The sequence below is a fragment of the Acinetobacter sp. 1125_18A genome, from assembly GCF_052824985.1.
Window position 1 is genome coordinate 60,168 of record NZ_VTDG01000006.1, and the last position, 14,172, is coordinate 74,339.

Consider the following 14,172-nt stretch of genomic DNA (forward strand, 5'->3'; position numbering starts at 1 on the left):
TTAATTTTTGAATGATTCATAAATTAATATCAATTTTGCATGTATCATAAACAAGATATATTGCACAATATAGTTGTGTTTTCATTGTGTATGCTATTGCAGTTACACACTCTTTTGATACACTCAAACCCCCTTTTATTTTTTAACGCACCGAGGCAAAGTGACATGAAAGTAGGTCTGGTCGGTTGGCGCGGGATGGTTGGTTCTGTCCTTATGCAACGTATGGTTGAAGAGAATGATTTTGCTCATTTTGAGCCATTCTATTTCTCTACCAGTAACGCAGGTGGTGAATCGCCTGCTTTTGGTGGTAAAACTGCTCCAGCACTTATGGAAGCGACGGACATTACCAGTCTGAAGCAAATGGATGTCATTATTACCTGTCAAGGTGGCGACTATACATCAGAAGTCTTTCCTCAGCTAAAAGCTGAAGGTTGGAAAGGCTATTGGATCGATGCAGCTTCTACATTACGTATGGACGATGAAGCAATCATCGTACTCGACCCAGTCAACTTAAATGTTATCAAAGATGGTTTGGTCAATGGTATTAAAACATTTGTTGGCGGTAACTGTACGGTTTCTTTGATGTTGATGGGCATGGGTTCACTGTTCCAACACAATTTGGTGGAATGGATGACGGCGATGACGTATCAAGCCGCTTCGGGCGCTGGCGCGCAAAACATGCGTGAGCTGATCACAGGTATGGGGTATTTATATAACAATACTCAAGACTTGTTAGATGATCCACGTTCTGCGATTTTAGACATCGACAGTCGAATTGCCGAATTACAACGTGGCGAAGCTTTCCCGAAAGCAAACTTCGGTGTGCCTTTAGCGGGTTCGTTGATCCCTTATATTGATAAGCAACTTGAAAGCGGTCAATCTAAAGAAGAGTGGAAAGGTCAAGTTGAAACCAACAAGATCTTAGGTAATGCTCAGATTGTTCCAATTGATGGTCACTGTGTACGTATTGGTGCAATGCGTTGTCACTCTCAAGCCTTAACATTGAAATTGAAAAAAGATGTTCCGCTTGATGAGATTGAGGACATGATTCGTCAGTCTAACCAATGGGCAAAAGTGGTTCCAAATACACGTGATGCATCAATGACGGATCTTACTCCAGTCGCTGTAACAGGAACTCTATCTGTGCCAGTAGGTCGTTTACGTAAATTAAATATGGGTAAAGAGTATTTAGGCGCATTCACTGTAGGTGACCAATTACTTTGGGGTGCTGCTGAGCCTTTACGTCGTATGTTACGTATCTTAATCGACTATAAAAATGCTTAAAGTCACAAAAAACTCATAAACAATGAAAAAGCCGATCTATCTTGATCGGCTTTTTTATGTAACTATATTTATGTAACTCTAATGTTAATATTTTACATATAGACTACAGCTAAATATTGTATTATGGGGATGCCTTGAACTTTGTCAGAGCAATGGATAGAGATGACTGTATATAACAAATTAAAAATTGCCATTTTAGCCATCATGACGTCGCAAGCGGTGAGTGCGATTACAATAGACCCGATCCAAGTTCAGTCAGGGTCTGGTGATCTGCTTTATGCTGAAATGAAGTTTAGTAATGCAAATCCAAATGAAAAAATAGAAGTCGGATTAGCCGATGCAGATGATATTCAAAATATTGGTATTTCCGCGCAAGCACCTGGGCATTTAAATTTTTATACTCGTCGTTCAGGAGATGGCACTGGGGTGATTGTGATTACCTCTTCTCGTCCGATTGTTGAATCTGAATTAAATATATTATTAAAAGTCAAAGAAGGGAGTGCGACCCATATTCAGCAAGTCAAAGCCCCATTGACTCGTGGGCGTAGCAACGTCCCTGCTCCAATGAGCAATGCCTTAGTCAAAGAAAAGCCTCTGACACCTCAAATCATCGTCAGCGAAAAGGATATTGCATTAAATTTACCAACCAGCACGCAATACCACGTGACAACGCCAGAAGTCGTAACTCCACCAGCTATGGCGACCAAAGCAACGACGACAACGGATTCAGCTGGTACTTTAGCAATTAATGTGATTGCACCACCAGCACTCAAAACAGAACAAAAAACAACTACAGTTGCGACAACCACACCACCTGCAGCTACAACCAATACTCCAAACCATCTTCAAAGCAATCATCAAAGCAGCGCTCAGAATACGCCACAAACAACGGCGGTAACTGTACAACAAGTGCCTCAGCCACCAGCCGAAAAAGCACCAGTGCAATCTGCAAAAGCTCAGACCCCACCCGCTAAATTAGACGAGCAAAAAGCAGAATCACAAAAGCCAAAAGATTCCAAAGCTGAGACCAAGCAAGCAAAATCGAATGAGCCTCGCGTAGAGAAATCGAAAGCGGAGTCACAAAAAGCGCTTAAACAGCAAAAAGCCAATAAAGCATTAGATAAACAACCTAAACATATTGTTCAGGCCAATGAATCACTGTGGAAAATTGCATCTCGGATTGCAGCAGAAACCAATCAAAGTGTTCCAGAAGTGATGCGACAAATTAAAGCAAATAATGCCAATGCGTTTATTCAAGGTGATGTAAACCGTATTCGTCGTGGCGCTGCACTCAATCTAGCAGCCAGCTATCGTCAAATACCACAAAGCAAAAATAAAGTTGCAACGGCTGCACCTGAAATTGCCAAAAAGCAATCGGGTTCTGCCAAATATCGCTTAGATCAAGCAGAAATGAGTTTAGTCGCAGACAATGAACAACCCGCTGCTCAGAGTCAAGGAAAGCAAAATACACAGTTGAATCAGACCACTACTGAATTATCTACAAAAGTTATGACATCTCGTGAAAAAACGGTTAAATTACAGAAGAATGTGAACCAACTTGCAGCAGGTTTACAACAAAAGAATCAGCGAATTCAATTATTAAATGCTCAGCTCGCTCAATTGCAACAGCAATTACAACAGCAGAATGCAAAAAAACCAAATAGTTAGGATATTCAAAATATTGATTCATTGTGCTCAATGAAGGGGAAATAAAATGTTGTTGTATGTGATTCCATTTGTTCTACTCTTGGTCGTGGCGATCGTGCTCAAAAAACGAGAGGATGCCAATAAAGAGAATGCCAGTGCCAATAACAAAAAAAGTAACAATAAAAAGACGTCAAAGAAAAATGTTGCACGCACTGCGCGTACCTCAAAAAAACAACAGACCACTGTTGTTGAAGATGAAGTTATTGTTAAACAAGCAACAAAACCATTAAGCCCTGAATTAAAAACTAATATTGAAAAGCTAATTGCTGAGAAAAACTATTTCTCTGCTGAAGCAAAAATCAATCAAGTTTTAAACCAAGACAATGCTCAACATGAACTTTATCTTTATCTTTTAGACGTGCATCTGGCACAAAAAGATGAATTTGCAGTGAATCAGTTGATTAATCATATTCGTTCATTGGGCTTAGACGAAATCGTCATTCAAGCCGAAGAACGACGAAAAGCCAATCAAGCTGATCACCCAGTTGAATCGATTGCTTTTGAGCCCTCAAGCCCTGTCGTGCCAGAAAGCAAAAATACAGCTGCCTTTGATGCCTTGATTGGAAATACAGAAACAATTTCACAACCCGCTGTATCTAAAACCGAAACGCAAAATCTGGCACAAGTCGATGCGCTAGAATTCGATCATTCAACGCTTGTTGAGCAGAAAGTTGAGACACCGCAACAACCTGTTCAGCCTTTAGAATTTAATCTAGATCCTGTACCTGAAAAAGCGCCAACAGCACCTGAGCTTTCTTTTGAAGTAGTTCCTCCTGCCCCAGAAATTAAAACTGAAACTGTTAAGCCGTTAGAGTTCACGTTTACAGCAAATGAACCTACAGCAGTTCCAGTTGAAAAAACAGCAGAAGTTGAAATCGCACCAGAATTCAAACTTGATTTTGCTGAACCGATTACGCCAGTAGCTACTAAAGAAAGCACACCAGTACGTGATTTTGAATTTAAACTCACGCCTACTGAACCAGAGACACAGCCCACTTTTAGTTTTGATCTAGATCCGAAACCTGAAACAGTTGAGCAAGTGCATAGCACAGCAACACTTAGCCTTGAAACGCCTAGTGAAGCTGAAACCAGTATGGCCATAGATGCAAACGACCCATTACTCCATTCATTCCCTGAGCTGGCTCAAGTGAATGAAGTTCAATTAAATTTAGACCTTGCTCAACAATATCTAAATTTGGGTGCATATGCTTCCGTTCGTGAGCTACTCTCACAAAACGAAGCAGCGTATACCGCTGAACAACGCCAACAATCACAAAATTTACTCAATCAAATAGCTTCTTAAATCTATTCGTCTTAAGATAAAGCAGTCATGAATGGCTGCTTTTTTATTATGAACAAAAAAATTGCTTTAATTTACATGGGTGGAACTTTTGGCTGTATTGGCGAGCCTTTAGCGCCGATGCCTGATGCTGAGTTTATTCCACAACTCAAAAAGGTCTTAGCACCTCAGTTTAAAATTGAATGCTTTAAGGCACTCAGTATCAAAGACAGTAGTGCATGTACGGCCATTGACTGGCTTATGCTGATTCAACAAATACAAAGCCTACAACTACAAAATTTCCAACACTTTGTCATTATTCATGGTACAGATACGCTCAGTTATGCTGCTGCGACCTTATCACGCTTTTTAGCTGAGTCCTGTCATGTCGTCCTTACTGGAAGCCAATATCCACTGCTCAATATTCAAGGGGACAATACTCGAGAATTCACCGATGCGCTGGATAATTTAAATACCGCACTCGATGCCGTCACTCGACTTCCTGTAGGCGTGTATTTGGCTTTCTACCATCAAGTGATTCATGCAAGAACCACATTAAAAGCTCATAGCACTGCTTTAGATGCGTTTAAAGGACTCAAAGCCGAACAACAAATAGCGGTAGATCATTCCGTCATTCAGGTACAACTTTCACATATCGAAAAAGCCAAATCGCTCAATATCGTCAATTGGATGATGGTGCCGACTGAAATATTACAGTTTGAACGTAATCTGGAAATTTTCTCCAAACATGCTCCGCATTTCTTGATCATTCAAGCTTATGGGGTAGGTAATTTAGCCGTAAATGCGGGCATTATCCAAAAAATTAAAAGCTTGCAGGAAAATGGCTGCCAAATCATTTTATCGACTCAAGTGCCTCTAGGCGGCATGGATCAACGCTATGCGATTAGCCAATGGATCAAAGATTCAAAAATTTTGGTCAGTGATGCACTGAGCCAAGCAGATCTTTATGCCAAAATTGTTAAAATTTATTTACAATACCCCTCTTCGGAACAATGGCATGACCATTGGTATGATCATCCTGAATAGAGGTATTTATGCAACGTTTTGCAATTGGTATTGAGTTTTGTGGCATGCGATATAAAGGTTGGCAAACTCAACAGCCTGGCGTACGTAGTATTCAGGAAACCATGGAAAAGGTGCTCAGTAAAATTGCCGACGAGCCTATTATTTTACATGGTGCGGGTCGTACTGACGCGGGTGTCCATGCGACCAATATGGTGGCCCACTTCGACACCAATGCGATTCGCCCTATACGTGGTTGGTTAATGGGTTCAAATAGTCAATTACCCAAAGACATTTCAATCCAATGGATTAAAGAAATGGATAACGATTTCCATGCACGCTTTAAGGCAAAAGCTCGTCGTTATCGTTATGTGGTCTATCAATCAGCAAACCGCCCTGCCTTGTTACATAAACAAGTAACACATGCCTATTATCCACTCGATGTGGATAAAATGATTGAAGCGGCGCAAAAATTTCAAGGCACGCATAATTTTGAAAGCTTCCGCGCTGCTGCATGTCAGTCCAATCAGCCTGTACGTCATGTCAAACATTGTCGCTTAATTCGTCATGGCAACTATCTAGTTCTCGATATTCAGGCAGATGGCTTCTTACACCACATGGTACGTAACATCATGGGCTGCTTACTTGAGATTGGCCAAGGTCTATATGAAGTGGATCATATTGATGAAATTTTTGCGGCACAAGATCGTAAAGCGGCAGGAATCACTGCACCACCAGATGGGCTTTATTTTATTCATGCAGATTACCCAGAACAATTTGAATTGCCTCAACCACCGTTAGGGCCACATTGGTTAAATATGCCTGAATAATTTTTGCGGCTACATATAAAAAATCCTTCTCAATAGAAGGATTTTTTATTAAAACTGTTCAGTTCGTTTCCCGTAAACATACGACTTAACGCTGTTTACGCTTTCTATATTCCACAGGCGTTTCATTGGTCCAACGTTTAAATGCGCGGTAAAAAGTACTTGGCTCAGAGAATCCAGTCAAATAAACAATACGCTCAACACTTTCAGTGGTATTGGCCAACAGTTTCTTGGCTAAGCGACAACGATAATCAGAAAGAATTTGCTGAAAACTGGTATTGGCTTCCGAAAGCTGTGTACGTAAACGACGTGGGGTAATGCTGAGTTGTGCAGCAACAGTTTCAAGGGTTGTTTCACCACTTTCCAAGGTTGAACCTATGGCACGGCGTACTTCACCCACCAAATCATAACGTGCAAGCTCTTGCAGTTTTTCAATTGCAAGTTGTTCATGCAATTGCAATAACTCAGGCTCCGCTTGCCACAATGGATATTCTAAAATGGAAGGATCAAAATAAAGACGTGTCTCTTTTTGTCCTAAACTGACAGGACAACCATAAACACGATAATACTCACCATCAGAAGCGCCATTGGCAAAATTAAAATCGATGTAAATCGGTTCAAATCGTCCTTCAGTGATAAATTTAAAGAAGCGTAAAATCCCTGAAATAGCACATTCTGAAAAATGACGGTTAACGATGTTCTCACCCCAAGGCTGCTCACCATTGGTTAAATAACAACGTCCATCATCATCAATGATCAATTTGGCATGAAATGCATCGCTAATTAAACGTTGATAAGCCAAAGCACGCTTTAAGCCTTCGCCAAAATTTTCACTTGAAATAAACAGGTGTTCGATGACTTGCCCACGATACAGTGGCAAGTGCTCTCCGAGATGTAAACCAATATCTGGATCATTACTGACTTCCTCCGCAGCGACCCAAAATGCAAATTGTGCATTCAACGGTGTTCGAGCATTTTGGTCAACCTGACCCAATGCTACCCCAGCCTTTGATAATATTTCTTCTGTCGGCAATCCTGCACGACGGATCGCTTGATAGCCTAATCGTAAAACAACCGAAGCATCAGTTAGCTGACTCACGCAGTGCCCTTCCTTGTATGTTATTCATTTATACTTAAAACATTTAATTTAGATTACAGTCGATTGACCAAACTGACAATATTTATCCGCTTTTTTTTGTAGAAATTGTTTAACAATATGTTCGCTTATTTTCAAGTCATCTACCGCCTTGTAATGCCGAATATTCTTGTCTTTCTGCAAAAAATTGCCTATAATTTGCGCCTTTCCAATTTGATCATCAGGTAGGCTATGGCCAATAAAGAGGAACTTATCGAGTTCGAAGGCGTTGTCACCGAAACGCTTCCTAATACTATGTTCCGTGTGCGTTTAGAAAACGGTCACGAAGTGATTGCTCACATTTCTGGTAAAATGCGTAAACACTATATTCGTATTTTAACAGGCGATAATGTAAAAGTTGAAATGACACCATATGACTTAACAAAAGGTCGTATTACATATCGTGCACGCTAAGTTTTAGTGTAAGCAAAAGCCACTTTTAGGTGGCTTTTTCATTATCCACAAGATTTACCCTCCTGCTTACGATCTTTTATCGTCTGGCAACTATACATCTGACACATTAAAATCTGTTTCATATACCTATTTATCACTTGTAATCCATTTACTTCAAAGTTGATAGCACTAATTTGTTCTAAATTTTAATACAACTGATCTTTTCACAGCTTCACCAGTTCTGTCTGTTTGACTCTTTTTAGTAAAATCTATACCACTTGGTTTGCCCAGCAAATGATCTAGATACATATGCATGTATATTTATTATACTAAATAGAGATCATTTCTAAATTAAGTTAACTATGGATCAGGTGAAGCTTATGAAAATACATGTATGTATGTTTTTATTGGCATCTATTGCACTTGTTGGATGTAAAAGCTTAAACACCCGACCAGCAAATTTAGATCAATATTTACAGCAATTCATTGGTAAAACCAGTGTTGAAATTCAAAGCAATTTAAATTTTAAGGCAATGGGGTATCAGGTAAGCGATAAAATCCAAACCAGTAATAGCACCTTAAGCTATACCATCCTTAGACCAATCAATATCCCCATGGCAGGAGGCAATGCGACTGTAGGTCCTAATGCAATGGGTATGCCAGTGATTCGTTATGATACGATGGGCACGCCAAGCTATGACATAAATTTTAATTGTAAAGTCACTTTTCAATTAAAAGATGGTATTGCTGAATCTGTTGAGTATTTAGGTCGAGCCTGTTAGCTATTTTAAAGCAAATCTAACACCCATCGGTATAATGACGAGAATATGGATAGACTTTTATCAAAACTTATCAGAAGCTAAAATTTAACAATAAAAAACACAGCTTAAGCTGTGTTTTTTATGAGTAAGTATCTAAAACAAGTGCTTATGCAATCGCCGCAACGACAGCCTCGCCCATTTCAGCCGTACCAACTTTACGCATACCATCAGACATAATATCGCCAGTACGCAAGCCTTGGTCTAAAACTTGCCCTACAGCATCCTCAATGGCTTTTGCAGCCACTTCTTCACGGAAGGTGTAGCGTAGCATCATTGCCACAGAAAGAATGGTGGCAAGTGGATTAGCAACGTTTTGGCCAGCAATGTCAGGGGCAGAACCATGACAAGGTTCATACATACCTTTGCCATTCTCATCTAAAGAAGCAGATGGAAGCATACCAATAGAGCCAGTTAGCATTGCTGCTTCATCAGAAAGAATGTCACCGAACAAGTTCCCTGTCACAATCACATCAAACTGTTTTGGCGCACGAACCAATTGCATTGCTGCATTATCGACATACATATGTGAAAGTTGAATATGTGGATATTGTTGTTCTTTAAGTGCAGTCACTGTCTGCTTCCAAAGCTCAGTCACTTCAAGCACGTTGGCTTTATCCACTGAACAAACTTTACCACCGCGTAAGTTTGCCATTTCAAAAGCAACTTTTGCGATACGTTTAATTTCAGACTCTGAATAAACGTCAGTGTTATAACCTTGCTTCTCACCATTTTCGAGTTCACGAATACCGCGTGGTTGACCAAAGTAGATGCCACCCGTCAATTCGCGAACAATAAGGATATCTAACCCCGAAACTATCTCTGGTTTAAGACTAGATGCATCCGCCAATTGCGGATAAAGGATTGCAGGGCGTAAGTTAGCAAATAGATTTAATTCACTACGAATTTTCAATAAGCCACGTTCTGGGCGAATTGAACGTTCAATGCTATCCCATTTAGGACCGCCTACAGCACCCAGTAAGATTGCATCTGCTTTTTTCGCTTGTTCCGCTGTTACAGCTGGATAAGGTTCGCCATGTGCATCAATTGCTGCACCCCCTAACAAACCTTGTTCCCATGTTAAACCTAAATTAAATTTATCATTGACACGTGTCAGTACTTTTTCAGCAGCAGCAACGATCTCAGGACCGATACCATCACCTGCCAAAATCAAAATTTGTTTAGACATTTGTAGTTCCATTTATTGTTCAGTATCTATACTGATGTGAGATTAAATCTTCTGTTCAACAAATTCGCTCACGCCAGTCACCGCATTATGCGGGCGACAAAAACGGCGAATTGTCCGTTTTTCTTGAATCATATCGACACATAGCGGTGTCGGTGAAGAAACATTCAGTAAACTTCCTGAACCCTGTGACCTTAAGCGATACATCTTAAATGTGTATTTTTGATTTGCTTTAAAATCATGAATAACATGGAAAACTTCAGCATGCTGTTTAGTGATTGGATAGAATCGAATCACCATCTCATATTGCTGAGGTGGAATCGTTAAATAAACACCATTTTGATCTAAAGGCTCACCTGTTAATTTGAGATAACCCTTTTGAATGGCGCTACGATTGGCACGTTGTGCACGTTCATCCATGATAATCACATCATTTAAGCGCGCAAATTCACAATGCTCTGCACCTGAACAATAGACAGAAACCGAATTTTGGCTGACATGTTTATTTTCAGCTTGCTTGATACGCATTAAATCAACCATTTGAGTGGATTGACATGCACTAAGCATAAAGCTTGTTAAACCGATTAAAACACTGCAACTCAAAAACTTAGTCATTGCTCAACCCCAACCCTCACTTCACTGAGTCAACATTCATTTTGTTATACTCGCATGTTAGCAAGAGTTAGGCATTCACGCTATGTGTAAAATGTTCGCTGAAAATTAACCTTGAATTTCAGCAAATACCCAAGGGCGTGATTGTTTGGTTTTTTCTTCATAAGCACGAATTTCATCCGCAGCTTGTAAAGTCAAACCAATATCATCCAAGCCATTCAATAAACAGTGTTTACGAAATGGATCTACTTCAAATTTAAAAGCTTCACCACTTGGTGTACGAACTTCTTGAGCTTCTAAATCAATGGTTAATTGATAGCCTTCCTGAGCAGCACATTCTTTAAATAATTGATCAACAACAGATTCAGGCAAAATCACTGGCAACATGCCATTTTTAAAACTGTTATTGAAAAAGATGTCAGCATAGCTTGGTGCAATCACTGTACGAAAACCATACTCTTCCAATGCCCAAGGCGCATGTTCACGACTCGAACCGCAACCAAAATTGGCACGAGAAATAAGCACAGATGCCGCTTGGTAACGTGGCTGATTCAAAATAAAATCAGGATTCTTCGGACGTTTAGAATTGTCCTGTCCCGGATAACCTTCATCTAAATAACGTAATTCATCAAATAAGTTATCACCAAAACCGGTGCGTTTAATTGATTTTAAAAACTGCTTTGGAATGATTAAGTCGGTATCTACATTGGCACGGTCTAAGGGTGCAACAATACCCTGTTCAACGGTATAAGCTTTCATGTCTTTGCTCCTTAAGCCTGATTAGAATGAACGTACATCAACAAAGTGACCTGCAATTGCTGCCGCGGCTGCCATTGCTGGACTGACAAGGTGAGTACGTCCACCATTGCCTTGACGGCCTTCAAAGTTACGATTTGAAGTCGATGCACAATGTTCACCCGGTTGTAACTTGTCAGCATTCATCGCCAAACACATTGAACAACCTGGCTCACGCCACTCAAAACCAGCTTCGATCAAGATTTTATCTAAACCTTCCGCTTCCGCTTGTTGTTTCACTAAACCAGAGCCTGGAACAACCATGGCCTGTTTAATACTAGACGCTACTTTTTTACCTTTTGCCACTTCTGCAGCAGCACGAATATCTTCAATACGTGAGTTGGTGCAAGAACCAATGAATACACGGTCTAATTGAATATCAGCCAATGCCTGACCTGCATTTAAACCCATATATTGATACGCACGGGTCCAGTCATTACGCTGCACATCATCTTTGGCCTGTTCCAAAGTTGGAACTGCTTGAGATACAGGGATCACCATCTCAGGAGAAGTGCCCCAAGACACTTGTGGTTCAATTTCTTCACCATTTAAAACCACGATCGTATCAAAATGTGCATTTTCATCAGAATGTAAAGTATTCCAATACGCGACTGCCGCATCCCACTGTTGACCTGTTGGTGCATAAGGACGATCTTTAACATATTCAATCGTTTTATCATCGACCGCAACCATACCAACACGCGCACCACCTTCGATTGCCATATTGCACACAGTCATACGCCCTTCAATTGACATATCACGGAATACCTGACCACCAAATTCAATCGCATGCCCCGTACCGCCAGCAGTTCCGATTTTACCAATAATTGCCAAAACCACATCTTTTGGGGTAACGCCTTGACCTAATGTTCCGTCAACACGCACCAACATGTTTTTCATTTTCTTCTGTACTAAGCATTGTGTTGCCAATACATGTTCAACTTCTGACGTTCCGATCCCGTGTGCCAAACAGCCGAATGCGCCATGTGTCGCTGTATGCGAGTCACCACATACCACCGTCATACCCGGTAAAGTTAAACCTTGTTCTGGTCCAACGACATGTGCAATACCTTGACGTACATCGTTAATATCAAACTGCACCACATTAAAGGTTTTACAGTTATCATCTAAGGTCTGAACTTGGATACGAGAAGTATCATCTTCAATCCCAGCAATTCCTTCTGAACGCTCTTTGGTTGATGTGGGAACATTATGGTCAGGTGTTGCAACGTTAGCACTTAAACGCCAAGGTTTACGCCCAGCAAGTTGTAAGCCTTCGAATGCTTGTGGAGAAGTCACTTCATGCAATAAATGACGGTCGATATAAAGTAATGCTGAGCCATCATCACGTTGTGTTACAAGATGGTCATCCCACAATTTGTCATACAAAGTTTTTACTGATTCTGTTTTTGCTTTTTGGTTTTCGCCTGCCATGTCGAAATGCTCCACTGGACTGGGTAATTCTTTCATTCACTCAATTATAACCACGTTTTTACATAAATCTAATTTATCATTTTTATTAATTTAAAAACTTTTTGGAATTGATTTTATCCAAATAAATGCTCCTAAAATCACCTTTATAAAGTATTTAAATCAATGACATATTTTCAATGGCTTTAAAAGCACTTGGCTTAATCATCAATAAAAAATAGAGCTTAGACAAATAAATGTACGTCCTAAACCATAAATTAAGCAAATCCGTTATTTAAAAAGAAGTCAATAAATTCTATATCAACAATCACGATGCAATGTATAAAGAATAAAATATCGCTTTATCCAATCAACATTAATCAAAAAAACCTTTTTACATTACAATTGATAATGATTATTATTTAACTATTGAATTAAATAAGTGGTGATTCTCATGGCGAGTATCCAAAATTTCCTACAAAGCAATCAACGTGTTTTCAAAAAAACCTTAAGCTATTACATCATGCATATCACAGTGGCAATGCTGGTTGCTTATGCGGTGACTGGTAATTTTTGGATGGCCGTGACATTAAGTTTACTTGAGCCAACTGTACAAGCATTTGCATTCTTTTTCCATGAAAAGGCTTGGAATAAACGAGACCAAAAGGCCGCACAAAGCACTGAAATTAAAGTCTAAATCATATGTATTTTCTGTGGCTGGAGGTGTTAATCACCACCGCCTCCTCCACAGCTGCTACAACTACTACAAGAGGAAGATGAATCAGCACTTGTACTATGTGAATGGCTCGAATCACTGGATGAGCTTGATCCTGAACATGAGCTAGAAGAACATGATGATGTCGCAGAAGCCTGTGGAAGATCTGAAGTTGAACTCATCATTTGGCTATACATTGTCATCATAAACGGTAAGCTAAAAATTAAACCCCGCTCCCATCGAACATGGGCATCAACCTGAAAAATTCGCGGTAAGACCTGCGTGTTTTGTGGATTCAATCCATGTAAAGCACATGCCCCATGCCAAGTATTAAGCAATTGCTGTCTCTGAGCAGCTCGCTGTGATTCAGATGCTTGTAAATCATGTGGTTTATGAATCAATTCATAGCCTAAAAAACGTTGGCTCATGGACTGATAAAAGTCATCAAATTCTTCAATCAATATATGCCATAACGCATCCACTGAGTGTGAAGGCATTGCATAAGCTCCCCTACGCCACAAATGAATTGCTAAATAGTCTTTAAAACCTTCTTCAATCAATGGATAAGAAGATTGTCGAATGTTTGGATGTCTTTGTTTAAAAGCAAGCCAAATACGATTTGGAAATTTAAAACTCTCCAAATCTTGCATTTTTCTTAGGCGATTTAACCGAAGCTTCAACCAAATTATACTGAGAATAGCGATGATAATGCTGGGGAAATAGATATTAAAAAAATATAAAAAGATTAAACCTAAAGCAGAAAATATCAATATTGTGGTAAAAAATCGAAGCCAAGTTTTAGAGAAGGTATTTCTAGTATGTTGTTGAAAATAGTGAATAGTGGTGTCTGTTGATTGATTCAAATAGCTTTCCTTTTGTTGTTTTTATGCGCTGACTATAAATGAGCTTTGCTTAAATTGTATAGTAAAAAGTTGTATTAAAATTTTTCCAAAGCACGAATAGAACCAATCACTTTGCTAAAAATAAA

The 14,172-nt window shown here is 39.7% G+C and carries 14 protein-coding genes; 8 read left to right on the plus strand and 6 right to left on the minus strand.

Going from position 1 to position 14,172, the window contains the following annotated elements; translation table 11 throughout:
* Positions 1 to 165: 165 nt before the first annotated feature.
* The 5 genes from asd to truA all read left to right on the plus strand — a co-directional run bounded on the left by asd (position 166) and on the right by truA (position 6,123).
* Positions 166 to 1,284 carry an aspartate-semialdehyde dehydrogenase gene (gene asd / locus FY049_RS12165; RefSeq protein WP_056516877.1) on the plus strand — a complete coding sequence of 373 codons (1,119 nt, stop codon included), beginning with the start codon at positions 166 to 168 and terminating at the stop codon, positions 1,282 to 1,284.
* 162 nt (positions 1,285 to 1,446) lie between these two features.
* A complete protein-coding gene (locus FY049_RS12170) occupies positions 1,447 to 2,952 on the plus strand; it encodes a FimV/HubP-related protein (RefSeq protein ID WP_446083770.1) in 1,506 nt (501 codons plus the stop codon).
* Positions 2,953 to 2,998: 46 nt separating this feature from the next.
* The gene (locus tag FY049_RS12175; protein WP_446083771.1) at positions 2,999 to 4,294 is read left to right on the plus strand and encodes a hypothetical protein; all 1,296 of its coding nucleotides are present in this window, start codon (positions 2,999 to 3,001) and stop codon (positions 4,292 to 4,294) included.
* Between the two features lie 48 nt (positions 4,295 to 4,342).
* Positions 4,343 to 5,317, plus strand: coding sequence for an asparaginase domain-containing protein (locus FY049_RS12180; protein ID WP_333664578.1), 975 nt, complete (start codon positions 4,343 to 4,345; stop codon positions 5,315 to 5,317).
* An 8-nt stretch (positions 5,318 to 5,325) separates the two neighbouring features.
* Positions 5,326 to 6,123 carry a tRNA pseudouridine(38-40) synthase TruA gene (gene truA / locus FY049_RS12185; protein ID WP_004718082.1) on the plus strand — a complete coding sequence of 266 codons (798 nt, stop codon included), beginning with the start codon at positions 5,326 to 5,328 and terminating at the stop codon, positions 6,121 to 6,123.
* 85 nt (positions 6,124 to 6,208) lie between these two features.
* On the opposite strand, the gene FY049_RS12190 is transcribed toward truA, so the two are convergent.
* Positions 6,209 to 7,219 (minus strand): AraC family transcriptional regulator, encoded by a 1,011-nt coding sequence (locus FY049_RS12190; protein ID WP_004718084.1) that lies wholly within the window; start codon positions 7,217 to 7,219, stop codon positions 6,209 to 6,211.
* A gap of 228 nt (positions 7,220 to 7,447) precedes the next feature.
* Here FY049_RS12190 and infA point away from each other — a divergent pair, with 228 nt between their 5' ends.
* Positions 7,448 to 7,669, plus strand: a complete 222-nt coding sequence (gene infA, locus FY049_RS12195; protein WP_004718087.1) for a translation initiation factor IF-1 — start codon at positions 7,448 to 7,450, stop codon at positions 7,667 to 7,669.
* 359 nt (positions 7,670 to 8,028) lie between these two features.
* Positions 8,029 to 8,430: a hypothetical protein gene (locus FY049_RS12200; protein ID WP_327858081.1), complete on the plus strand. Its 402-nt coding sequence runs from the start codon at positions 8,029 to 8,031 to the stop codon at positions 8,428 to 8,430.
* Between the two features lie 145 nt (positions 8,431 to 8,575).
* Here FY049_RS12200 and leuB read toward each other — a convergent pair whose 3' ends face one another.
* The 4 genes from leuB to leuC all read right to left on the minus strand — a co-directional run bounded on the left by leuB (position 8,576) and on the right by leuC (position 12,493).
* Positions 8,576 to 9,655, minus strand: a complete 1,080-nt coding sequence (gene leuB / locus FY049_RS12205) for a 3-isopropylmalate dehydrogenase (protein ID WP_224964671.1) — start codon at positions 9,653 to 9,655, stop codon at positions 8,576 to 8,578.
* A 42-nt stretch (positions 9,656 to 9,697) separates the two neighbouring features.
* A complete protein-coding gene (locus FY049_RS12210; RefSeq protein WP_004718093.1) occupies positions 9,698 to 10,267 on the minus strand; it encodes a hypothetical protein in 570 nt (189 codons plus the stop codon).
* Positions 10,268 to 10,372: 105 nt separating this feature from the next.
* Positions 10,373 to 11,023, minus strand: a complete 651-nt coding sequence (gene leuD / locus FY049_RS12215; RefSeq protein WP_004718096.1) for a 3-isopropylmalate dehydratase small subunit — start codon at positions 11,021 to 11,023, stop codon at positions 10,373 to 10,375.
* A gap of 21 nt (positions 11,024 to 11,044) precedes the next feature.
* Positions 11,045 to 12,493: a 3-isopropylmalate dehydratase large subunit gene (leuC, locus tag FY049_RS12220; protein WP_004718099.1), complete on the minus strand. Its 1,449-nt coding sequence runs from the start codon at positions 12,491 to 12,493 to the stop codon at positions 11,045 to 11,047.
* 424 nt (positions 12,494 to 12,917) lie between these two features.
* On the opposite strand from leuC, the gene FY049_RS12225 reads away from it, so the two are divergent.
* A complete protein-coding gene (locus FY049_RS12225) occupies positions 12,918 to 13,166 on the plus strand; it encodes a DUF2061 domain-containing protein (RefSeq protein ID WP_171252552.1) in 249 nt (82 codons plus the stop codon).
* Between the two features lie 29 nt (positions 13,167 to 13,195).
* On the opposite strand, the gene FY049_RS12230 is transcribed toward FY049_RS12225, so the two are convergent.
* Positions 13,196 to 13,834, minus strand: coding sequence for a hypothetical protein (locus FY049_RS12230; protein ID WP_224964670.1), 639 nt, complete (start codon positions 13,832 to 13,834; stop codon positions 13,196 to 13,198).
* Positions 13,835 to 14,172 lie beyond the last annotated feature (338 nt).

Coding starts and splice junctions, on each gene's coding strand:
- asd (WP_056516877.1), top strand. CDS start 166: ATGAAAGTAGGTCTGGTCGGTTGGCGCGGGATGGTTGGTTCTGTCCTT.
- FY049_RS12170 (WP_446083770.1), top strand. CDS start 1,447: ATGACTGTATATAACAAATTAAAAATTGCCATTTTAGCCATCATGACG.
- FY049_RS12175 (WP_446083771.1), top strand. CDS start 2,999: ATGTTGTTGTATGTGATTCCATTTGTTCTACTCTTGGTCGTGGCGATC.
- FY049_RS12180 (WP_333664578.1), top strand. CDS start 4,343: ATGAACAAAAAAATTGCTTTAATTTACATGGGTGGAACTTTTGGCTGT.
- truA (WP_004718082.1), top strand. CDS start 5,326: ATGCAACGTTTTGCAATTGGTATTGAGTTTTGTGGCATGCGATATAAA.
- infA (WP_004718087.1), top strand. CDS start 7,448: ATGGCCAATAAAGAGGAACTTATCGAGTTCGAAGGCGTTGTCACCGAA.
- FY049_RS12200 (WP_327858081.1), top strand. CDS start 8,029: ATGAAAATACATGTATGTATGTTTTTATTGGCATCTATTGCACTTGTT.
- leuB (WP_224964671.1), bottom strand. CDS start 9,655: ATGTCTAAACAAATTTTGATTTTGGCAGGTGATGGTATCGGTCCTGAG.
- FY049_RS12210 (WP_004718093.1), bottom strand. CDS start 10,267: ATGACTAAGTTTTTGAGTTGCAGTGTTTTAATCGGTTTAACAAGCTTT.
- leuD (WP_004718096.1), bottom strand. CDS start 11,023: ATGAAAGCTTATACCGTTGAACAGGGTATTGTTGCACCCTTAGACCGT.
- leuC (WP_004718099.1), bottom strand. CDS start 12,493: ATGGCAGGCGAAAACCAAAAAGCAAAAACAGAATCAGTAAAAACTTTG.
- FY049_RS12230 (WP_224964670.1), bottom strand. CDS start 13,834: ATGCAAGATTTGGAGAGTTTTAAATTTCCAAATCGTATTTGGCTTGCT.